19 protein-coding genes are annotated in these 23,026 nt (G+C 59.2%); 3 read left to right on the plus strand and 16 right to left on the minus strand.

The genetic code is table 11. The annotated features are described in order from the left end of the window. Nucleotides 1–2: 2 nt before the first annotated feature. Genes Q1A00_RS09620 through Q1A00_RS09630 form a run of 3 tightly spaced genes read right to left on the minus strand, consistent with a single transcriptional unit; the run spans nt 3 to nt 2,570 of the window. Entirely contained in the window at nt 3–584 is a 582-nt protein-coding gene (locus Q1A00_RS09620) for a hypothetical protein (RefSeq protein WP_298406645.1), read from the minus strand. After that, the gene (gene aroA, locus Q1A00_RS09625) at nt 581–1,888 is read right to left on the minus strand and encodes a 3-phosphoshikimate 1-carboxyvinyltransferase (RefSeq protein WP_298406643.1); all 1,308 of its coding nucleotides are present in this window, start codon (nt 1,886–1,888) and stop codon (nt 581–583) included. Before aroA ends, Q1A00_RS09620 begins: the two co-directional genes overlap by 4 nt. A gap of 16 nt (nt 1,889–1,904) precedes the next feature. Further along, nucleotides 1,905–2,570, minus strand: coding sequence for a winged helix-turn-helix domain-containing protein (locus Q1A00_RS09630; RefSeq protein WP_298406641.1), 666 nt, complete (start codon nt 2,568–2,570; stop codon nt 1,905–1,907). A 150-nt stretch (nt 2,571–2,720) separates the two neighbouring features. On the opposite strand from Q1A00_RS09630, the gene Q1A00_RS09635 reads away from it, so the two are divergent. Further along, nucleotides 2,721–4,361, plus strand: coding sequence for a serine/threonine-protein kinase (locus Q1A00_RS09635; protein WP_298406639.1), 1,641 nt, complete (start codon nt 2,721–2,723; stop codon nt 4,359–4,361). Nucleotides 4,362–4,420: 59 nt separating this feature from the next. After that, entirely contained in the window at nt 4,421–5,863 is a 1,443-nt protein-coding gene (locus Q1A00_RS09640; protein WP_298482866.1) for a 1,4-alpha-glucan branching protein domain-containing protein, read from the plus strand. 38 nt (nt 5,864–5,901) lie between these two features. Here Q1A00_RS09640 and Q1A00_RS09645 read toward each other — a convergent pair whose 3' ends face one another. The 11 genes from Q1A00_RS09645 to Q1A00_RS09695 all read right to left on the minus strand — a co-directional run bounded on the left by Q1A00_RS09645 (nt 5,902) and on the right by Q1A00_RS09695 (nt 16,724). After that, a complete protein-coding gene (locus Q1A00_RS09645; protein ID WP_298406635.1) occupies nt 5,902–6,180 on the minus strand; it encodes a hypothetical protein in 279 nt (92 codons plus the stop codon). Nucleotides 6,181–6,198: 18 nt separating this feature from the next. Continuing rightward, entirely contained in the window at nt 6,199–6,729 is a 531-nt protein-coding gene (locus Q1A00_RS09650; RefSeq protein WP_298406633.1) for a glycine/sarcosine/betaine reductase selenoprotein B family protein, read from the minus strand. 86 nt (nt 6,730–6,815) lie between these two features. After that, complete coding sequence (locus Q1A00_RS09655) at nt 6,816–7,688, minus strand: DUF547 domain-containing protein (RefSeq protein WP_298406632.1); 873 nt, start codon at nt 7,686–7,688, stop codon at nt 6,816–6,818. Then, nucleotides 7,685–8,467 carry a helical backbone metal receptor gene (locus Q1A00_RS09660; RefSeq protein ID WP_298406630.1) on the minus strand — a complete coding sequence of 261 codons (783 nt, stop codon included), beginning with the start codon at nt 8,465–8,467 and terminating at the stop codon, nt 7,685–7,687. The genes Q1A00_RS09655 and Q1A00_RS09660 overlap by 4 nt, the downstream gene beginning before the upstream one ends. 19 nt (nt 8,468–8,486) lie before the next feature. Continuing rightward, complete coding sequence (locus Q1A00_RS09665) at nt 8,487–9,869, minus strand: circularly permuted type 2 ATP-grasp protein (RefSeq protein ID WP_299756492.1); 1,383 nt, start codon at nt 9,867–9,869, stop codon at nt 8,487–8,489. 444 nt (nt 9,870–10,313) lie between these two features. Then, nucleotides 10,314–11,381, minus strand: coding sequence for a hypothetical protein (locus tag Q1A00_RS09670; RefSeq protein ID WP_366144824.1), 1,068 nt, complete (start codon nt 11,379–11,381; stop codon nt 10,314–10,316). Nucleotides 11,382–11,460: 79 nt separating this feature from the next. Beyond that, complete coding sequence (locus Q1A00_RS09675) at nt 11,461–13,302, minus strand: SLC13 family permease (RefSeq protein WP_298406624.1); 1,842 nt, start codon at nt 13,300–13,302, stop codon at nt 11,461–11,463. Then, on the minus strand, nt 13,302–14,702 hold the full coding sequence (locus Q1A00_RS09680) for a glycosyltransferase family 4 protein (protein WP_298482870.1): 1,401 nt from the start codon (nt 14,700–14,702) through the stop codon (nt 13,302–13,304). Before Q1A00_RS09680 ends, Q1A00_RS09675 begins: the two co-directional genes overlap by 1 nt. Continuing rightward, nucleotides 14,699–15,223, minus strand: coding sequence for a type 1 glutamine amidotransferase domain-containing protein (locus Q1A00_RS09685; RefSeq protein ID WP_298406620.1), 525 nt, complete (start codon nt 15,221–15,223; stop codon nt 14,699–14,701). Before Q1A00_RS09685 ends, Q1A00_RS09680 begins: the two co-directional genes overlap by 4 nt. A 45-nt stretch (nt 15,224–15,268) precedes the next feature. Beyond that, nucleotides 15,269–16,174, minus strand: a complete 906-nt coding sequence (locus Q1A00_RS09690) for a GGDEF domain-containing protein (RefSeq protein WP_299756497.1) — start codon at nt 16,172–16,174, stop codon at nt 15,269–15,271. Between the two features lie 76 nt (nt 16,175–16,250). Further along, a complete protein-coding gene (locus tag Q1A00_RS09695; RefSeq protein ID WP_298406616.1) occupies nt 16,251–16,724 on the minus strand; it encodes a hypothetical protein in 474 nt (157 codons plus the stop codon). Between the two features lie 245 nt (nt 16,725–16,969). On the opposite strand from Q1A00_RS09695, the gene Q1A00_RS09700 reads away from it, so the two are divergent. Beyond that, complete coding sequence (locus Q1A00_RS09700; RefSeq protein ID WP_298406614.1) at nt 16,970–19,249, plus strand: histidine kinase N-terminal 7TM domain-containing protein; 2,280 nt, start codon at nt 16,970–16,972, stop codon at nt 19,247–19,249. 592 nt (nt 19,250–19,841) lie between these two features. Here Q1A00_RS09700 and Q1A00_RS09705 read toward each other — a convergent pair. Next, nucleotides 19,842–21,389: a nicotinate phosphoribosyltransferase gene (locus Q1A00_RS09705; protein WP_298406612.1), complete on the minus strand. Its 1,548-nt coding sequence runs from the start codon at nt 21,387–21,389 to the stop codon at nt 19,842–19,844. 118 nt (nt 21,390–21,507) lie between these two features. Further along, nucleotides 21,508–23,026 (minus strand): hypothetical protein (locus tag Q1A00_RS09710; protein ID WP_299756501.1); only part of this gene is annotated, 1,519 nt, incomplete at its 5' end.

Raw genomic sequence — 23,026 nt, forward strand, 5'->3', positions numbered from 1 at the left:
TATTAACCTTCGGGTGTGGTTCCATCTGAAGCAGGTTCAACCGCAGCCGCCGGCGCTTCTGGCGCCGGTTCAGACTGAGCCGGACTACGCACACTGTAGAGGGCTTGGATAGCGCGCTGTGCCAAACAAACAAACGAGCGGTGCAACGGCGCACCGCCATTGATCGGGAAGATCGTCACGTTGCGGAGCGGAATGAAATCATCGGCCAACGCCGTCAACATCTCTTCCAATTCAACGTCTGGCCGGCGATACATTTCGGCCCGCACCGCAAATTCGCTAGCAAAAAACATCACCGGCTGTGTAGCCCGCGGCGGCGCTAAAACGCGATAATCCGGCGGGGGTTCAGGCTCTGCTAACACTGCCACGAGCAGCGCATCACCCCATGCCACTAAGGCTTGTGGCACCCGCTGCGCGTGCTGCGGACGCCAGAGCGGGGCGATGCTGACCTCATGGAGGTTCACAAAGCGGCTCATCCGGTTGTTAAGGGCATCACTCACCCTGCGGTACAAGGGCAGCGTATAACTGCCGGTGTAAAGCAACGTAGGTGTGAAGATCTCGACCGTAAAGGTGAAGCCATCGCTCATACTGTCTCCTGCACCGCAGCGAGCGCTTGCCAGAAGCCGGGATAGCTCACCGCAGCGGCTGCCGGTTCTAAGATGGTGGTTTCGCCTCGCGCTACCAGCGCTGCAATCGCCCATGCCATCGCCAACCGGTGGTCGTGATAGCTATCAAGGGTTGTACCGTGCAATTGGCCGGGCCGACCAATAATGACCATCCCATCGGCGGTTGGTTCGACCAACATACCCATCGCGCTCAAACCGGCTGCCACCGTCGCGATACGGTCGGTCTCTTTGGCGCGTAACTCGTGCGCATCGCGGATGACCGTCTCACCATCGGCACAGGCCGCGGCCACTGCCAAGATCGGGATTTCGTCGATCAAGCGCGGGATCAATTCACCGGCGATGGTTGTGCCGCGCAGGGTTGACGAACGCACCACCACATCGCCAACCGGTTCGCTCCCTTCTAAGCGCTCGTTGACAACCTCAATCGCCGCTCCCATCGCACGCAACACATCGAGCGCGCCAGTGCGGGTCGGATTGAGGCACACGCCGGGAGTAACCAATTCGGCATCGGGATGGATCGCCGCCGCTACCCACCAAAAGGCGGCTGACGAAGGATCGCCGGGCACGCGCAGCGAGAGCGCCGCTGGAGCAGTGGCCGCGGTTGGCGGACGCAACGTAATCTGCTCGGCAGTCACCGTAATATCAAGCCCCATCGCCGCCAGCATGCGCTCAGTATGGTCACGTGAGTCAATGCGACCGGTCAGGGTGATGGGACTATCGGCGTTCAACGCCGCCAGCAAGAGGGCCGACTTGACTTGAGCTGATGCGATCGGCAACTCGTACTGGCCACCGCGCAGCGCGCCGCCGCGAATCGCCAATGGCGCCCGATCGCCCTCGGCGCGGCCATCGATCTGCGCTCCCATCGCGCGCAACGGCACAACAATCCGGCGCTGCGGACGCGAGCGTAATGAGGCGTCGCCGGTCAACACACTAAAGAACGGTTGACCAGCCAGCAACCCGGCCAGCAGGCGCAAGGTTGTGCCAGAGTTACCGCAATCGAGCACATCAGATGGCTCGCGGAAGCCACCCAAGCCGGCGCCATGCACCACCAGCTCGCGCTCACCGAGCTGTTCAACCGTCACCCCCAACCCCCGCACGCAAGCCACCGTAGAAAGGCAATCAGCGCCGGGCAAAAAATTGGCAATCTGCGCACTGCCGGTCGCGATAGCGTTAAACAACACCGCGCGATGTGAAATCGACTTATCACCCGGCACCTGAACCACACCGCGCAACCGGCTCGGCGCAGTTAATGTTATCCCTGTCATCGCCGCCTCATCCGCTCTAGCCCGCCGGCTCAGCGTCGGGAGCCACAATCAGCTTGTACCCAAACCCGCGCTGTGTCACCAAATACCGCGGTCGCGACGGATCGGGTTCGATTCGCTGGCGCAACCGGTAGACAAGCGCATCTATCGCATTGTAATCAAAGATGGCATAATCCCACACCTGATTAGCGATCTCCTCCTTACTCACCACCTCACCCTGCCGGCGGTAGAGCAAGGCCAACAATTGGAACTCTTTCACCGTGAGCGGCGGCGTGAGCAACTCACCGCGAATGTACACCGACTTGGTTGGTTCATCAACCCGGATCTCGGCCCGCACTGCCCGCAACAGCGCAGGGTCAAGCATCCCCTTCATCGTTGCGGCGGGGTCGTTAAACACAATAACGGTATCGGCGATCAAGATTTGATCAGCATGATGCAGGCTGCGCGCGCCGCTCACGCGCTCTTGATTAAGGAAGGTGCCGTTCGTACTCTCAAGATCGCGAATAAAAAACCCTTCTTCCGTCTGTTCAAAGCGCGCATGACGCCGGGAAGCGAGCGGATGATCGATAATAATGTCATTCGAGCTATCACGGCCAACGGTAATGACCGATCGATCCCACACGATTTCCCGATAGTCGCCGTTACTACGTTTGACAATCAATTGCGGGGCGGGAGCGGATTGCATCGTTCACCAGCCTCCAGCTACAACATGCTTTTGAATGCGCAGATGCGATGTGGTACAATCGCTTTGACCTTGCTGATTATACCATGGCATATTCGCCTGTGGCAGACGTTGAATTCACAGCATTCCACTAATGGGTGATCGGAGACACGGGTGAGCAGTATTAGCGGGCGGCGCATTGGCCGGTACGAGTTAATCGAGGAGCTGGGCCGCGGCGGGATGGCGCGCGTGTATCGGGCGCGTGACACCCAACTTCAGCGCATCGTTGCCCTCAAGGTGCTGGCTGCACAACTAAGCATGGACGCAGAGTTTATCAAGCGGTTCGAGCGCGAAGCGCGTACCGCCGCTAATCTGCGCCATCCGAATATCGTGACGGTATACGATATCGGTGAGGATCAGGGGCTGCACTATATCGCGATGGAGTACATTGACGGTTTGCCCTTGCATACCATTCTCGAACGGCATGTCGTGCTTGGGCTTGGCTATGCGATTGCCCTACTCGAACCAATTGCCGCCGCGCTCGATTACGCTCATCACGCTGGCGCTGTCCATCGCGATATCAAGCCGCATAATATTATGGTTGATCGCAATGGCCGGGTGGTGTTGACTGATTTCGGCATTGCCCAAACCCCCGAAACCGATGATCAACGGCTGACTCGTACCGGCGTCTTTATGGGAACGCCGGAATACATTTCACCCGAACAGGCCGAGGCTCGCCGGGTTGACGGACGCAGCGATCTTTATTCGCTGGCCGTGGTAGCCTACGAGATTATTGCCGGACGGGTGCCGTTTAGCGGGCCAACGCCGCAATTGATCGTCGCCCATGCCCAACTGCCGCCGCCGCCGATCTCTTCCATCGCCCCCGATTTACCGACTGATCTTGATTTAGTGCTGACCCGCGCACTGGCCAAACGCCCCGAACGGCGTTTCCAAACCGGCGCAGCCTTTATCGCTGCGCTCCGCGATATTGCTGATCGGAACGGGATTGTTCCCGCCACGGCTGCCGATCTGGCGGCGCTTGTCGCACTGCCGGCCCTCGATCAAGCCGAGCCGACAATACCAGCATTGACGGCCCAACCACGGGCAATGGCCGAGCCGCCAGCGCCCCAACCAGCGCCTAGCTCATATCCACCGGCAGGCTCCAACCGGCCAGCAGCGCTATCGGCCAGCGTTGTACCGAACCGCCCGGCTGCACCGCCTAACGCACCAAACAACCAACCGCTGGTTGCGCCACCGGCCCCGCCCGCCAAACCCCCTGCCCGGCGGAATACACCGGCCCATCCGTACGAGCACGGGAATATTGCGGTACCCAGCGATCGGGCCGATCAACTGCCGTTTTTCATTATCGGCGGTATCTTGCTGGTGGTCGCCATTGCATTAATCGTGTTTGTGGCACGCAGTTTCAGCGATAACGCCGCACCCCCACCGGCGCCGACGGTTCCATCCGCTCTGTCACCCACCTTGGCCGTGCCTCTGCCGACGGCTACGGCAACGTTTACAACCGTGCCGACAGCCCCCCCAACCGCAACACCTCTGCCTACCGACACCCCATCACCGGTTCCACCGTCGCCAACTGCGCCGCCGCCACCACCGCCGCCAGTACCGACGGTAACACCATCGCCAACAGAGACGCCAACGCTGACGGTAACACCATCGCCAACCCTAACGGGCACACCGGCTACCACCGGCACCCCGACGCCAGAAGGCACGCCGGCTACCACCAGTATTGCTACGCCGACAGAAACTGCTACGCCACTGCCAACGCCAGTACCAGTAACACCGGTGAACCCATAAGCGCCTGTGTACTATAATGGATTACGAGAGCCGGTGGGAATGTAATGAGCGAGGGCATTATGCCGGTCGCGTTTGTCATTGAAGTGCATATCCCATACGTGCGTCATCCCGGACGGCATCCTATTGGCGAAGAGTATCTGCACGCTTTTACCGCACAGATGCTGATTCCCCTGCTCGATCTGGTCGGTGAATTGCAACGCCACCATCTACCGATCACGCTCGCCTTGGCATGCTCACCAGTTGCACTGGAACAGTGGCGCGACCGGGTTGTCAGCAAGCATTTTACGCAGTGGCTGGAAGATAAAATTGCTCGCCATCAAGCCGAACTCGCTCGATTTGAAGCGGAAGGCAATCGCCACGGTGCTTATCTCGCACGGTTTTACCTTGATTGGGATCGCCAAACGCTGCGCACATTCAATACTCGCTACCAGCGCAATTTGGCCGGGCGGCTGCAAGAATTAGTTATAACCGAGGTGCTTACGCCGCTTTGTTTGCCGGCCAGCCACGCCATTTTACCATTGCTAAGCCGTGAGAGCCTCGTGCGAGCGCAACTCGAGCACGGCTTGCTCTATATCTCGCGCCACCTCAAACGACCGGAAGGACTCTGGCTGCCCGGTTGCGCATGGCGACCGGGAATCGAGCAGATAGCGCTCGATTTGGATCTACGTTATGTCATTGTGGATCCAACTTACGTGCGCGCTGGCCAATTGCCCGGCTGGATCATCCCGCGTCGACTTGCAGCCATTGGGGTTGAGAGCGAACTATCCCGCCACATTTGGTCTACCGAACTAGGATATCCGGGTGATCCGCTCTACCGGAACGCTGCTGATCCAACCGGTTATACGGCCAATGGCCTCAATGAGCCACAACCATATGATCCGTATGATGCGCTGCGGCGCGCGCAAGAACATGCCAACCATTTCGTCGAGCAACTCCTGTACCGGTTGAATCACTTGCCGGCTGACACCACGATCGTGGTACCAATTGATGCTCGCTGGTGGGGAACCTGCTGGTTTGAAGGGCCAACATGGCTGCAAGCAGTATTAACCCGCTGCGCGACTGATGCTCGTCTCGGTTTGACGCATCCCGGAACGATACTGGCCGGCCTACGCACGGGCGAGACCGTTTCGCTGCACACTGATGCCCATTTCCCTCATTCCCTCTCGCGTTGGCAGTCGCCAAGCGCGCAGCGCTATTGGCAGGCACTCCACGACGCTGAACAACGGTTTGCTGATTTAATCGCACACTACCCGGCAGTTGAAGGATTTCGCGAACGGGTACTGACGCAAGCGGCACGCGAAATATTGCTAGCTGAACAGAGTGATTGGGCTGAAGATCCGCAAGAATTGGGCTGGCAACGACACCTCGATCGCTTCGAGCAACTATTCGCGCTTGCGCGCCAAGAGTCGTTGAGCGCGACCGATCTCTTTACGCTTGAGCAGATCGAAACGCACGACGCGATCTTTCCGGTGTTGAATTACCGCTTGTTTGGCAAGGGATGAGCGATTACGTAGCCGGCTAAGATGCCGGACGGCATCACTCATACCTCCCACCCCGCCGGTATGGTGTACGTTTCGCGCCGCCAGCGCCAACCCGGCTCTAAAATCTCTCCCGGCTCGGCGAAGTAGAGACTGTGTAGCGCCGCATGCAATACAGTCAACTGTTGCGCCCGGTTCCCCGGTTCGCCTAACGGATGACCAAACGGCCATGCCAGATGCAGGGTACGTGGCGGACGCACCTGTTCAGCAATCGGCTTGAGACTGACGATACAAATCGTGCTGATGCCGGCGTCTTCGATGATGCGTGCGATCAGTCCCACGGACTGATTGCACAACCCTCAGGCTGGGGTAAGCAAGATAGCATCAACCTGCTCTTGCTTGAGGAAGCTGGCGACTTCAGGAGCAGTTTGCCGCAGTAAGGTTTCGAGATGGGGTGGTTCGATATGGCCCATGAAGCTGTAGCAATCGGCCAGACTGCCAATAATCCCGCGCTGCGCCAACGAGCGCATCAATTCTAGCGGGAAGAGAATATTGAGATCACGCTCGGCATCGGTGTGATCGTAGTAGTCGTGCGTGATAGTGAGATCGGCCACCGGCGTATCAGCCGGAATGCGGCGATAGGTAGGGTCACCGCGTGGATCGACCATATCAAACGGCGGTTGATCGTGCCGGTGAACGCCGCCGGTCGTCACTAGCGCAAAGCGAGCTTCGGCCAGCGGTTTACGCAGGGGGGTGAAGGGTACCGTATCGAAACTGAGCGCACGATACGCACCACCCCACAAGCGGGCCAATGCCGGTAGCTGCGAGAAGATCTGGCCGGTCAGCCGGTAGAGATCTTTGAGTGAGCGATTGCGCCAGTCGCCGGTCATATTATCCTCTGCAATACCTATACTACTGGTGATCCTGCGCTTGTAGTATACCCTCGTTTTGGTCGGTTGGTCGATCCCGGCCAGCGTTAACCGCGATTCAACGACCAGTCATACGGACGATAGACCAAGCGGCCTCGCTGCGCTTGTAGCAGCCATGCTCGGCGTTCGTCATCGGGCAGCGCCTGCCGCAAGAGTTGTACAATCCCACTGGGACCGCCAAAATCTTCGCGATACCAGTCGAAGATGCGCGACAGATGGATCTCACCGCGAGCCGGATCGATGGTCACGTCAGCCTCAACAAAACTGCGCAGCGCCAGATCGAGCTGGGCATCGATCTGCTCGGCACTGTAGACGCCAATCGGCGGGCACGAACGGCTGGCGCAATTGAGTGCAAAGTGGATACGGACATCAGGCGGATCGATGATCCACGCGAGGCGCGGATCTCCGGCGGCAAATTGGGGGCCGGGAATAAAGGGATGGCCACGATTAGCGCGCAGGATGCCGTGCTCGATGTCGTTGAGCGAACAACGCTGGCCGCCGATGAGATAGGCCGCCGCCTGAAAGAAGCTCAAGCCGGCCAATTCATTGGCAACGCTGGTCTGGACGCCAAAAGCAATGACGGCATCAATCACCAGCGCGTTGTAGAGGTTGATCCAGAAGGCCAGTCGCGTCGCCCGATCCGGCAACGAAGCCGGATCGAAGCGCTGCAACTGCGGGGTGAGTTCAGCGCGGAAAGCGAGGTAAGCCGGATCCGTGCGGAGCCGATCGTAGGCCACCTGCGTACCGCTAGCATCCATCGCCTGTGCCTTAAACCGGTTGACTACCCGCTTGAGTTCGGCGGCCAACGCTGCCCCAGCGACCGTCGTCACCGGCACGGGGCCAGCGTTGAGCACGCTACGCGCCCGATTGCCCAGCGCCAACCCAAATGCCATTTCGCGCAACCAGACCAGTTGGCTCATAGGTTACTCCCTAGCAGTTGCCGGAACGAGGCGATTGCTGCGGCAGTGCGCGGGCCAGGCCACGTTAGCGCCATGCCATCGCAGAACGCGATTTGGCAACGAGCGGCGATGTCGCTAAACGCCGGCAGATCGCGCTCGCTAAAAGGGTACGGCTCGCTCGGCAAGAGGATCATATCGGGATTGAGGGCGAGCAGTTCGGGCAGCGGCGCGCGCGGGTAGCGGCCCGGCAGCGCTGCGGCTACATTGATCCCGCCACTGAGGCGCAAGAGATCGCCAGCGTAGGTATCTTGCCCCACCGCCATCCACGGATCACGCCAAATCAACGCCAGTACCCGGCGCGCCGGCGGCGGCGGATCGGCCATAGCTGCCTGCATCGCGGCAACCATTGGCGCAGCCGTGACCGCCACCCCAAGCGCGTCAGCCAGCGCTGCCAACTGTATGGCGGCATCGGCCACGCTGCGAATGGCGGTAACATAGACATTGACACCGGCAGCAGCTAAAGCCAGCACATCACGCTCACGGTTCTCTTCTTGCTCGGCGATGACCAAATCGGGGTGCAGCGCGAGAATCGCTGTCCGATCCGGGTTCTTAGTACCGCGCAGTCGCGGCAGATGCGCGATGGCTGTTGACGGCTCGATGCAATAGTCGGTAATCCCCACTACCCGCTCGCCGGCGCCTACGCTAAACAGCCACTCGGTCATACTCGGCACCAACGAGACAATCCGTTGCGGCGGCGCGACCAACTCGATTGTCCGGCCAACGGCATCGCGCACTTGCATCACGTCCTCCGCACAGTCATCAACCATCGATCACGAAGACCGGAACGGTGCTGCCGCCGCCGGCAGTGACATTCAGCAACGTCACTGTAGACAGCCGGCACAGACAGCCATTAACTTCGGTGCCAAACAGGAACGGATCGCTATCAACCAACCGCTCGCCGATCACGACCTGCCCATCAACCAGTGCCGGATACGGCTCATACGCAATGGTCACGCGCTCTTGCACTACAAACGGCGAGGCAAGGGCAGCATTCAGCGCAGCATCCCACTCGGCGGCACTCGCCTCCCAGCCGATGGTAATCCCCTTGCCGCCGTACTCATCGTTCGGCTTTAGCACCAACCGCTCGCGGTTAGCTCGGGCAAAGGCCAGCAAATCAATCGTCTCACCCTGATAGGTCGTCTGGCCGGATCGCACGACGCGCGTCCATGGCACGTGCGCAGCAACCGCAGCGCGCTGTTCAGCGCTCAGCGGATCGTGGAACCGTTCATCAGACAGCAGGGCAAACAGCGACTTCTTGTGCAGCAACTTGGCGCGAAACGAATTGACGATCACGCATGCGCCGGCGGCATACGCCTGCACCAGCGGATGGCTGAGCGCATCATCACCGTAGTGAGTAAGAAACTCGCTGGTTAACACCCGTTTAAAGACGATTGTGACTGGCGTTTCGCTACCGTCTTCCAACCGCGCCCACAACTGGCCATCGTGGAAGGCAAGGTCTTGCGGCGCGCAGATCACCGCCGGCAAGCCGTGCTCATTGAAATAGCGCCGGAACATCTCGAATTCAGTAGCAGTCGGCACGCCGCGCCAATCAACAATCGCCACCTGCGGCTCTTGGCCGGGGCTACCGGCTGCTCGCCAGCAATCCATCAGCGTGCGCAGCATGTACGGGCGGGCAGGCAACGGCATCAGCGAATAGCGTTTGGCGAACTCTTCCATCACTGGCATGGCCAAAAAAGCCTGCGCCAGCAAATCTTCGTAGGCAATCGCCGCCGGACTCTCGGCGTTATACTCAACAAATTGCAGCGACGAACCATCCACAGTGAGGAAGGTATCCATCCGGGAATGGGCGCTCGGTTCGAGATAACCGGGATGCATCGCGATCAGGCGCTCTTCGAGGGGGGTGAGCATTAACGTATCGCGCACCGCTTGGCCGGTTTCGTTGTGTTCAAATGCTGCGGCTACGATCGCACGCGCCGCTTCAGCGACTTGTTGCGTTCCTCGTCGTAACAAATCGTACTGCGATGCCGTCATCAACCGCGGGCGCAATACGGTAGCCAGCGGACGCTCGCCGAAATAGAGCTGGCGGGCGCGCATTTCTTCGGTTAGCCGCTGCCATGATGCGGCTGCCAGCGCCGGATCGAGCAGAGCATGGTAATCGGCGATTGCCTGTGCAAGGGTCATGGTCGTTCCTTACCGGTCTTTAGACAACGTTTAATGGCTCACCCCAGCTCTCTTTGAATAGCCACAAAGAGACATAAAAGGTACCAAAAATATAACACGAGATTCCTTTTGTGTGGCGCATTGGTAACGCAAAGGCGCGAAGAGCTTTGGGGTTGTTATTGCGAGTCGAGTGGAGCGAGGCGAAGCAATCTCCCACAACGGCGCGATTTCATCACTCATAGAGGGGCGCTGCTGCATTCCGCCCAGCAATGCCTTGCCCGCCATCCAGCCGCTACCTTCTCCCACCTGACGGTGGGAGAGGAGGCCGGGAAGGTGAGGGGTATCCCCTCCTCGGCCCTCTCTGAATAACCACCAAGGGACACACAAGGCACCCAACGACAACTTGCTTTCTCGCGCCTTTTGCGGGTTTTCGCGGCCATTCTCCAGCGGGAGGGGTGGGTACCTTTACGCTTCTTCAGCCATCTTCTTCTTGCGCGTTGTCCGGCGCTTGGGCGCAGCCGGCGCTTCGGCAGCCGGCGGATCACCATTGGGAGCAGCTTCCGGTGCAGCAATCGGTGCAGCAGCCGGGGCCATCGGGCCGTTCAACAAGCGATGCCATGCAAACTCCTCCGGCTTGGCCCGGCCTTGCAAGGCCAGCTCGATGGTGAAATCGGCCATCGTGCGCACCACCCAGTCGAAATAGAAGGGTGTGAGCGAATTGACATCGAAGTCGGGGGCGGGGTTGGTGAAGTCAATCGCGTAGGCAACACCATTGCGGATAGCGAACTCGACCGTGTTCATATCGTAGCCGAGAGCCTGATTCAGCTTGAGTGCACCTTCCACCACTTGCCGGCCTTCGTCAGGGGTCAGGTAGTTATCGTCGCGGAAATAGCGGTGCGGCCACGGCGCATTGGCATCGAACTTGATCGTCATAATGTGGCGGCGACCGATCACGATGCAGCGCACATACTTCTCCCACGCGATGTACTCTTGCAGCATCATGCACTCGATGCCGGTCTCGTTGTAAGCACGCCACAACTCCTCATACGAATGCACCTTGTAGACCTTCTTAAAACCGCCGCCCCACGCCGGCTTAAGAATGACCGGGAAACCGCCGACATAATCGACGTGCTCTTTCCACGGAATCGGGTATTGGAGATTGCGCAGCGACTCTTCAACCACGCCTTCGATATAGGAATGCGACGGCAGCGCCACCGTGCGCGGGTGGGGAATGCCGAGCGCCGTCGCCAACGACGCGCCGAAAAACTTATCATCTGCGCTCCACCAGAAGGGGTTGTTGACAATGCGGGTGCCACTCAGCGCCGCCGTCTTGAGAAACGTGCGGTAGTATGGAATCTCATGGCTAATGCGATCGACAATCACGTCGTAGTCGCACAACTCGGCCATGCGCGTTCCACCCAGCTTGATGAACTCGGCCCGCACACCAACATTGCGCCGATTGACCTCTTCGATAAAGGCGGGCGGCCACGACCACTCGCGACCGACGAGAATGCCGATCTTTCTGACATTCACCATAAACCTCCTTATATAGTAACAGGTATCATTTCATAAACCAGCATGGCTGATTGTAGCATAAAGCATGCCAGCTCGATCACCACGGAAACAGCAACGGTACCACCAACAGGCAGATCACGAGCACCACCACTTGCAACGGAATACCGGCGCGGGCATAATCGGCAAAGCGGTAGCCTCCCGGTGCCAGCACGAGCGTGTTAACCGGCGAGGCGATCGGAGTGGCAAACGCCGTCGAAGCGGCAATCGCCGCCGTGATGATGAGCGGCTCCGGCGCTAGGCCCAATTGCTGCGCAATCCCCAGCGCAATCGGCATCATCAACACGGCAGTAGCAGTATTTGAGATGAATTGGCTGAGGAAACTGGTGATGATGAACACACCGGCCAGCACCACTAGCGGCGAGAACGCGCCGAGCGTCATCGCCAGCTCGCTGGCGATCAGAGCTGCGCCGCCAGTTTTAGTGAGAGCCGTCGCCATCGGCAACATCGCCGCAATCAACACCAAGCTCTCCCAACTGAGACGACGGTAGATGTCGTTAAGCGGTACACAACCGGTTATCGCCATTGCCACGGCTGCGATCAGCGCCGTTGTGACCGTCGGTAGCCACCCGCCCGCCATTACGACCAACATCGCCAGCATAATGACGATCGCGAGTAGCGCACGCCGGCTGAGCCGGTCGCCGCTGACAGCCAGATCACGCGGCAGCGCCACCACCGCCAGATCGCCAAAGGTGCGTTGATCGCGCACGATTGTCTCAAGCCGGGCCGGCGGACCAGCAACCAGCAACGTATCACCAAAGCGCAACGTCTCGTGGGCCGGATCGCCAGCAAGCGGCTGGCCCAACCGGCGCGCGCCCAATACCGTCACCCCAAATAGTTGGCGCAGCTCCGAAGCAACCACCGTCTGGCCAATAAACCGCGAACGCGGGGTGAGTGCCACTTCCATCACCGGCAAATCCGGCCCAAACGGCAGATCGGGCTGCGGCGCTTGCGGGATCAATCGCTCGGTACGGCAGAGCGCCGCCACCGCCGCCTCATCACCGATCACATCGAGCAGATCGCCGGCCAGTACCCGCGTTGCAGCAGTGACTGCGCGCGCCGGGCCGGGAGCTGGCCGATTGGCCGGCCAGCGGCGAATTCCCACCACCGTCACCCCATACCGGCTGTGCAAACGTGCCTCGGCCAGCGTCAAACTGGCTAGCGGCGAATCGGCGGCGACCCGCACCTGTGCCAGACCCTCGGTTAAGCAGTACTCGGCAGCCAATTCGGCCAGTGTTGGCCCGCGCGTCTCGCCCGTCGCCGACGCAACCCGCGCTGGCAACAACCAATGACCGAACAGCACGATTACGAGCGTGATCACGATCACAACCAAGCCGCCAATCGGGGTAAAACTAAAAAAGCCGAGCGGAGGCCGCCCAGCAGCTACCACCGCATCGGCAGCAATGAGATTAGGCGGCGTTCCGACAAGCGTTAGCATTCCTCCAGCCAAAGCCGCATACGCCAGCGGCAACAGCAAGCGTGACGGGCTAATGCCGGCGCGACGGGCCAAATTGACTGCAATCGGCAGCATAATCGCTACTGTGCCAGTTGAGCTGATGAATGCCGACAGTACGGCCACCGGAATCATCAACGTCACCAGAATTCGGCGCTCGTTGTTACCGGCAAGCAGGCCCAATCGCTGACCAATCCACGCCGCCACGCCGGTCTGGAACAAGCCATCGCCAACCACCATGAGCGCGGCGATCAGCAACACGGTTGTATCGCCAAATCCAGCCACCGCTTCGGCAGGGGTGAGAATGCCGCTCAGCATCAGCGCCAGCATCCCCATCATTGCGACTAGATCGAGCCGGATGCGATCGCTGACAAACAGCGCGATCATCACCCCCAGCACGATAAACACAAAGGCAATATCGTTTGTCATTACGTCAATTCATGAATCAGTGCCGCGACCGAACGCAGCGCCGCGGTATCGTCTTCGGTCAACCCGATGTCGGCAGCAGCACGCGCTGCCGCATAAACCAACAGCGAAGGCGACGCCGCCGGCTGCACCGGCGATGCAGGCGAAGCTACCGCCGCCAAAGGTGGGGCTGGATCCCAGAGCGGCTCGGTGCGGAGTAAACGCGGGGCCGGCCAACCGTAGACCTCGGCCAAAAAGCCAATCATCGCCCGCGCCGCGCCGGGCAAGGTATGATTGGTTGCTACATAGGCTCGCGCCCGTGCTCCTAAGGCCGCCGCCAGCGCCGGATCAGCCAGCAAGCGCCGACAGTAGGCGACGATCATATCGGTCTCGCTCTCGTCAACATCCACCTGCGCCGCAACGTCGGGCGGTAGTTCGCGGAAAGCATCAACTGCGCTGACCAGCGTAGGCTTGCCCGCGCCGAGCAGACGCAACAGGCTGGCGCTCGTTTCGCCAGCGGTTGGGTAGCGCAAATTCAGGCAAACATCGGTCGCCGCGACATAATCCTCAAATTGGCTACGCTCAACATAGCCGGTGACGGTTACTGCGGCTTGCAGGCCAAGCCGTTGGATCACGCTCTTGAGGTCGTAATTAGGCGACACGGAACCGACTAACACGCAGTGAGCATCGATCCCCTCCCGGCGCAAGAGAGCCAGTGCCCGCAGCGTTGGTTCGATCCGTTTCCAAGCATTGATATGGCCAAATGTAGCCAATAACGGCAGCTCAAGCGGAATGCCCAACCGCCGGCGCGCTTCGTTTCGATCAATCACTGGCGGCAACGGCACTCCCATCGGCACAAGACCACGCGGCAGATCGGGCCGGATGGCAGCTACCCGATCTAACAGATACCGGCTATGCCCGATTACCGCCTTGGCAGCGGCCAGCACATCTTCGTTGCAGGGAAACGAAAACGCTGCTTCGCTAAAGCGCGAACGGATCATGAGCTGAGCAACATGTTCGCCATCCGCGCCGTAGCGCGCCCGCATCATTGTCACGTAACGTTGCACGTCGTGCTGCACATTCGCCGCGTACCATAGCATAAAGTGATGCAGCACGAAATCGTGCAGCACGATCACGCCGGGAACGCGCTGCGCAACCCGCCAGATACTGGCATGAGCAGGGCTGTTGCCTATATGGTAGACGATCGCATCAAACGCTCCCCGCCGGGCTAGCCGTTCAAGCTTGCGGATAGGCAAGACCGTGAACTGCCGCTCAAGCTGCGGGTTTGTCGGACGCAACCCATCCGCAACAAACAGCGTGATCTCAGCGTATTGGGCGAGGTAGGGCAGCAGCTCCTCGCTATAATCGGAAATACCCGACGGGGCAGGGTTGACGGGTGAACAATAAGCGATACGCGGGGTCATGCACGCTCCACCAAAGCCGCCACCAGCTCGCGGCAGAAGGCGGGAATATCGGCCACCACTCGCCCCCACACCAGATGACCATCGCGGAAGGCAGCTTCGTCCACCCATGTCGCGCCGGCATTAATCAAATCGTCTTTGATCCCGGTCGAGCCAGTGGCCGGACGACCGCGCACAATCCCGGCGGAAATCGCGATCGAACCGCCGTGACAGATAATCCCTATCACCTTACCGGCGGCATCCATCGCTCGCACCAAATCGGTCACCACCTGATAGCGACGGAGCTTATCCGGCGCCCAACCACCGGGCAACACCAAGCCAAACAGGTCATCGGCGCGCAATTCGGCAATGGTCGTCGTGGGGGTCATCTCTAGCCCATTCTTACCACGCACCGGGCGCAGATCAAGCCCAGCGGCCAACACCTCAGCGCCCTCTTCTTGCAGGCGCATCAGTGGCACGTAAAACTCAAGGTCTTCAACCCCTTCGGCCAATAGAACTGCAATCCGTTTGCCTGCTAGTCGCATGACTGGTGCTCCTGTATTATGGAAAGACGTTGCAGTGCAACGTCTCTACTTGCCCGAACCCGGCCACGGCCGTACACAATTCCCACCAGCCGCCTTCGCCGCGTATAATGCCTCCCCTGCGCGGCTCAATAAATCAGCCGCATTGCGCGCATCGCGAGGGAAGGCGGCTACGCCGATCGAAATCGTCACTTGCAGATCAAGCGTACTAGGGCGAATCACCGTCCGCGCCACTGCATCGCGCCACTGTTCGGCGCGGTGCAGGACGGTTTCTAGCGTCACCCGGGGTAATACGAGCAGCAATTCATCGCTGCCGTAGCGACAGAAGATATCGCCGCCACGCACTTGCCGGCCAATCAGACTCGCCAGATGTTGCAACACCGCATCACCGAGCGCACGGCCAAATTGCCAATTCACCTGTTCAAGTTGGTCAATATCGATCAACGCCACACTCAACACCACCTGTTCACGATCGGCGCGCCGCAACTCGCGTTCCAGCGTCTCGTTGAGATAGCGGCGCGTATACAGACCGGTGAGCGGATCGCGGATCTGCTCATTCTGCAAACGCACCGTCAAGGCATGCGCTTGGGCCCGCGCCTCGGCCAACTGGTGGCGGCGCGTTTGCTCAATCTGCCAGCGCGTTTGCGCAGTCGCCAACGCGCGCAGCAAACATAACGGCTGTAAATCAGCTACTGTCAGCACTTCATGAGCGCCCGCCTGTAACGCGGCGACGGCAGCATCCACATCTGCTACGAGACCAATCAAAGGCGACTGCTCGGCTTGCGCGGCGAGATCGGGCGGTATCTGTTCGCGCAAGTCGATAAGATGCGGTGACGAGGATGCAACCGTGGCTACCGGCACAACCTGCCACGCTGAACCCAATAGCGCACTGAGCTGTGCTATCAACGCCTGATCGCTCGTCAAGACTGGAAAGAGCTGGGTGGCGGATACCATAGCCTGCCTGCAGTTAGATGACCGATCCTGCGTCAACGATAGCACACTTCAACCTTCTCGACAAGACAGTGATGGGTCAGCCTCTATCGCGGAGCGCGCGGTATACATTCCCCAAACAACACGATCCCTGTGGATTGCGTAACTCGCAAGCGCATTGGCCGGCGGCTATACCCGCTCTGATATCGGCAATGATGGCTTCGTATTCAGCGGCGGTAGCCTGCTGAAGATCACTGGCACGATACCGGAAGCAGTAACAGATAAAAACGTTAGATTGATCTGTTTCTTTTTGATATACTCGTTCACGCACCTGATCAACCGTAAGTGTCTGTGCATCAGCTACACAGTAGTAAACGACCGGACAGTGAGGCGTATGACAAAATTGATACGACGTTGATCGCAACCAACGCAAGCTGATTGCAGCCATTACTTTCACGGTCTGTATCGAAACAGACACCCCCTTAGCACCACAAGCTGGACACAGCCCCAACTGCGCATGTGTTTCATGGCTTGTTGTTTCAGCAGGTGACGAGCACGCGCGGCTTTTTCGCATTGTGATGACTCCTTCGCGACCGGCAATGACACGGCTGTCGTTACCATACGCCTTCTAGTTAGTGGAAGGTCAAGTGATCCTGATATCAATAGTGTAAGGAAATCGTTGTTTGCCGTTTATTCGTTTGAAGTACAATAGGAGGTATCGTAAAAACGACGCAACCCTCGCCTTACCACATCAGATTGGCCAAAAGAGTTTTTTTCAGACGAAAGATGGCAGCGATCACATCTGAGTGGAACGCACCAATGGCGGCAATCCCATTTGTGATGATCTATCTCATTCCGGCAGTTATCTCGGCCGGTCTAGCGATCATGATGTGGCAAAACCGCTACTATCGCGGTGGCCGCCCTTTCACCCTCCTACTCGCTGCAGTTGGATGGTGGAATATGTGCCATGCGTTAAGTATTGCTGACACGACCTTTGAAGGTACTCTCTTCTGGTCATTGTTGCAAAATGTAGGGACGGTACTGATCGGGCCGTGCTGGCTCCTTATTGCACTCGCCTATTCGGGTGAATGGTGGCGGGTGCCACGTTGGCTCCGGCGCGGCATCTTTGTGCCCGAATTGATAGCGCTGGTCATTGCACTCACCAACAATCTGCATAACCTCTGGTGGGCCACCGTCGAAGCTGACACCTCACGCCCATTCCTCTGGCTGTCGGTCACAAGGGGGCCGGCATTTTGGTTTCATACGGTCTATGCTTACGTCTGTCTCGCCATTGGGATCATCGTGCTGGCCCGCGCCTCGTGGCAAGCGCCGCCGGTGCATCGTTATCATGCTCGCCTGATGCTCACCGCGGCCCTCATTCCGGCTGCCGGTAATATTGCTTTCCTTAGCGGACTAAAGATGCCATGGAACGATGACCCTACTCCGATCCTGCTCTTCATCTCGGCGACGCTCGGCATTTACACGACGATGCGCTACCGATTGTACGACCTCGCTCCGTTGGCCGAACAAGAAGTGATCGCCGGCTTGCCTGACGGCCTGATCGTGCTCGATAGTCGCGGACTGGTCGCCGAGATCAACCAGCACGCACCCCGTTTGCTCGGCGTTGATAGCGATCGCTGGATTGGCCGCCCCTTAACGCAATTGGTCGCCACCTCGCCCTTTGGGCGCGATTTACAGCATCTGTTGAACACGACGCTCACTGCACCAACCCGTCCGATCATTCTCGATAACGGGATCCAAGCGATTGAAGTGCGCCTCCGCCCGCTCCAATCTGCCGCCGGGATTGCCACAGGTTCGTTGGTGCTTGTGCGTGATGTGAGCGAGCGGATGCGTGCTGAGCAAGAACGCGCGCGCCATATCGCTGCGCTGCGCCTAATCAACGCTATCGCCCGCAGCGCCAACACTGCTCAAGAAACCGGCTCGCTGCTCAATACGATTGCGCGGATCATTGTGCGTGAAGGCCATTGGGAACGGATTTCAATTGGCCTGATCGACGAATCGCAGCAGCGTATTACAGTGGTCGTTGACCACACGACCCATGGCGCCGGCCAATTGCAAAACGAAATCATCAGCGGCGCTGCCGCCGCAAGCTTGATCCAGCGCATCCAACAAGGACGGCCAGAATTGATCCATCTGGCCGAACTCACCGAGGAAGATCCATTGGCAATTGGCTTACGGCAAGCAGGATTGCAATCGCTGTTACTGGTGCCGCTCCGGCACGAACACCAAGCGACTGGCGTCTTAGGGTTAGCCACCAATGCGCCCCAGACCATGACGCCAACCTTGAGTGAGTTGGTCACTGCCATCGGCGAATTGATTACCGACGCGATTATTCGCATCCGCCTCTACGAGCAAGTCCAACGGGCCGACCGCCTCAAGACCGGCTTTCTTGCCACTGTCAGCCACGAGTTGCGCACGCCGCTGACTTCAATCATTGGCTATACCGATATGTTGCGGCGCGGGGTATTGGGTGAACTTAGCCCCGACGTGCAAGAGACGCTCGGCTATATGAAGCAGGCCAGTCTCAATCTGATGCGCTTGATTAGCGATATTCTTGAGTTTTCGCGCCTAGAGGCCGGCCAATTGGAGATGGAGGTCGAGCCGGTTGAGGTGAGTACGATCATTCAGAATGTGGCCGGACAGATGCTGCCGCAAGCCCGCGAACGCAATTTGGCGTTGGTGGTGAATGTACCGTCTGATCTGCCGAAAGTGACGGCCAATGCTGGCCGGTTGGAACAGGTGTTGATCAATCTGGTCAGCAACGCGATCAAATTCAACCGCCCCGACGGGCGAGTGGAAATCTGCGCTGAACCACGCGGCGAATGGGTGCGCATCTGCGTCAAAGACACCGGCATTGGCATTGCCCCCGACGATCAAGAGCGGATCTTTGAAGAATTCCAGCGCGTTCGCCAACTTAATGGGCAGAAAGTGCATGGCGTCGGACTTGGCCTTGCCATCTGCCGCCGTCTCATCACTCACATGGGAGGCAAGATTGGGGTCGAGAGCACTCCCGGCGAAGGATCGACATTTTTCTGCGATCTGCCGATGGTTGCGGTATCACGCATTGTAGGGGAATGAGCTGGCGCGTGACCGTACCCCCGATTCTGTTTGATGCCGCCATCTCTCTCGCTGCCAAGCAGCGGCCGCTCCTAGCGCGCCGGGTGTTACCCGGGTTGCCGTCGCGGCGGCGATGCGAGCGAACAGGGTGGTACAATGAACGTGGCCTTACCACGCTCTCCCACCGATAAGCCCGCCCCACGCACCTTGCTCCCCATCGCCGGCGCAGTCGCCTAGCCGCCAGCATTACTGCTGGCGCTGGTCGGCTCTTACCCGACCGTTTCACCCCTTACCGGAAACCCGGCGGGACTGTTCTCTGTTGCCGTCTTGCGTCACCGGCTGATTGCTCAGCCAGTGCCCCCGCTTGCTGTTTCGCGGGGCGGCGTTCTGCCTTACGGCAGGCGGGGAGTCGGGAAGTTCCTCTGGGAAACCCCAGCGGCGGCGCGTCATGCGCCAGCACCAACTCTAGTATAGCATACCAACGCAAAGGCGCGAAGGTTGTTTGAGATGGTTCTTAAGCGCGCTTTGGCCCAGATCGTAAAATGCTTTGCGCCCTTTGCGATCTTCGCGTCTTTGCGTCCTCCGGCTTCTGCGTTTTTGCCCCCTCTGCGGCTTATCCCTGTTGTAAACGCGCCAGCAGCTCTTGTTTGAGATCCCACAGGCGTTGGCTGAGCGAAACGTGATAGATATGCGGGTTCATAATCCGCCTCACCCCAAGATCAAGCCGCTCGACATCGGCATAGCGACGAGCACGCATCTGCTCAAGTGGCAGCGGCTCAACTAGTCGTCGCCCCTCAATCATCGCCGGCTCAAGCAACGGCTCGATCCCAGTCAGCTCAGCCTGCCGCAGGATGCGCTGCCGGGTATGATCACTCGGATGCCGCAAGCGGATGTACTCTTCACTCGATGGATCTTCGTCTTCGAGCGCGATCAGGTCAGCGGTCGCCTTGCCACGGGCATCGTACAACCGCCAAACCCGCTTGAGACCGGGATTAGTCAGCTTCGCCGCGCTCTCGGCAATCTTAATCGCCGGCTGCCACGCCTTGCCATCGTGAAGTGCAACGAGCTTATAGACCCCGCCCAGCGCTCCCTCGCCGTGCGACGTCACCAGCCGGGTACCGACACCATACACCAACCGACGAATAATCGCATCGGCATCGGCGTTATAGCGCCGCGCTTCTTGGGCAATCTGGCTCTGAATCTGCCAAATCACTAACTCATCGAGATCGTTCGACAGCACAATTACCGTATCGGGAAAACCGGCCTGATCCAGCATCAACGCAGTCTGGATCGCAAGATAGGCAAGATCGCCCGAATCGAGCCGCACCCCAACCGGCTTATGGCCTTTGGCGCGCAACTCCTCAAACACCCGGATCGCATTCGGCACTCCGCTGTGCAAGGTATCGATTGTATCTACCAGTAGCAAACAATCGTCAGGATACACCTCGGCATAGGCGCGAAAGGCATCAAGTTCGCTCATCCCAAGAGCCAGAAATGATTGCACCATGGCGTGCGCGTGGGTACCCTTCGCCGTTTGACCGATCGTATGAGCTAATCCCACATTCGAGGTAAAATCGGCGCCACCGATCAGGGCCGCGCGCGTGCCGGCATTCGCCCCTAACCCCTGCCCGCGGCGCAGGCCAAACTCCAGCACCGTACTTGCCCCGCTCGCCTCGCGGATACGGCTCGCCTTGGTCGCCACCAAGGTCTGATAATTGAGATGGTTTAGCAGTGCGGTCTCCAGAATCTGCGCCATCAACAACGGCCCGCGCACAATCGTCAGCGGCGCTTGGGCATGCACCACCCGACCTTCAGGCACTGCCCACAATGTCATCCCGCCAAAATGACCATGGTCGCGCAAATAGGCCAAAAAATCCTCGCCAAAGATCGGCTTGCCCACCCGATTCCGTTGACTGCGCAACACCTCAAGTTCGGCTGGCCCAAACGCTGCTGTCTCCATCCAATCGAGCAACCACTCAAGACCGGCGGCGATACAATAGCCGGCTGCATGCAGGCCATAATTGGGCGGCTGTCGGAAGAAATGGTCAAACTGAGCCGGACGCTCGTGAATGCCCATCCGAAAATAGAGCTGGGCCATCGTCAACTGATACTGGTCGGTGAAGAGTATCCCGGTAGCAGTACGGAGCTGCGCGCCGTTCATAGGTGCCTCGCTATATAGTGTAAGTTATACACTAATATAGCAGGAATGGGGAAGCTTGTCAATGAATAGCAAACAAACGTACCACCACACGGCCGCAGAGCCGCACAGTCGTGTGGCTCTACGGCCTATCACCCCTTGCTTGCGTAATCACCTGATCCGTCGATGCCACAAGCTCAGCCAAGCCAAGCTCGGCAAAAATCGCCCGAGCTCGTTCGAGGTACGGCAACGCCTCTGCGCCGCGCCCGCGCTGCACCAACACAGCGCCATACTTACCGAGATCGTTGCCCTCGCTGTATCTATCATTGATTGAGCGGCGCAACTCCAGTGCCTGTGCAAGCAAACGTTGCGACTCGGTCGAATCACGGTCAATATGGAGCCGACTGAGCGCCGCTAGCACATTGGCTTCGCCCAGCTTTGAGCCAATCTCCCGGTAGAGGGTGAGCGCCTGCTGATAGCTCGCCAGCGCCGCCTCACGATCATCCCGGAACTGCTGCACGTCCCCCATCGCTTTCTGCACATTGGCTTCGCCCAGCCGGTCGCCAGCACGCTGTGCGGCTCTAAGGGCGCGTGTAAGGCGATCGAGCGTTTCTGGTCGCCCCCGTTCGCCCGATAGATACCAGTAGAAACTCAACTTGGCCGTGGCGCGCGCCGCCCGACTGATTCCGCCACTACATTCCTCGTGGTCATACCCCCACGTCAGAAACTGCGCGATATTTGGCCATTCGCGGGTGAGTATCCGTCGCCACTTTACCTCCTGATTGCGGTTCATATTATCGCTCGCATGCTCGATCAGCGCAGCAAAGAAGGCTAACGCGCGTGGTGCATACGTTGCCAGCGCATCCGGCGGCAGCCGCGCCTCGGCGTAACGCCGCACCGGTTCAGGCAGCACAAACTGCCGATAGCCGCCGTCGTCGCGCAGTTCAGCCATGCTATGCTGCGCCAAGGTTTCGAGCTGCTGCTCGCTCTGATCGCCGAGAATAGCACGGGCCGCATCGCGCGTTAGCCCTGCTGGAAAGAGCGCCAGTCGAGCAAACACGTGCCGCGCAGTCTTGGGCAATAGAGTGTAAGAGAGGTCGAGGGTTGCCGCTAAGCTGGTCTCGCGGTCTTCCTCATCACCGGGGTAACGGAAGGCGCCGCGCGGGTTCTGTTGCAATCGGTGCAGCAGTTCGGGTAATGTCAGCCGCGCCTGCCGCATAGCAGTCGCCGCCAATCGGATCGGGAAGGGGTAGCCGTCAAGCAAGCGGTGGAGATCGCGCCAGTGTTCCACTGTCCATGTACCCCAATCATCAACCGGCGGTGCGTAAGCGACGAACGCACGCTGCGCATCAGACACGTCGAGGCGGGTCAGTTTAAACAACCGGTGATACACCTTCCCCGGCAGGTCGCGTCGTGCAGTGGTCAGCAGTTGCAGACGTTGCGTGCCGAGCAGTGCATTGAGCAACACTGCGAGACCATTGGCGTCGTGGGTCAATAGCGCGTCGAGGTCATCGAGGACGAGCAGGCTATGGCGGTCGCGCAGGGCAGCGGCGAGCGTTGCATCACTCTCAGCGGCTTTGGCGTCAAGGTTCAGCGCCAGCGCAATCTGGTTGCGCGCCTCGTATGCACTGGCAATATTCCGCAACTGTACCAGCCACACC

Source organism: uncultured Chloroflexus sp., assembly GCF_938091255.1.
Taxonomy (GTDB): Bacteria; Chloroflexota; Chloroflexia; order Chloroflexales; family Chloroflexaceae; genus Chloroflexus.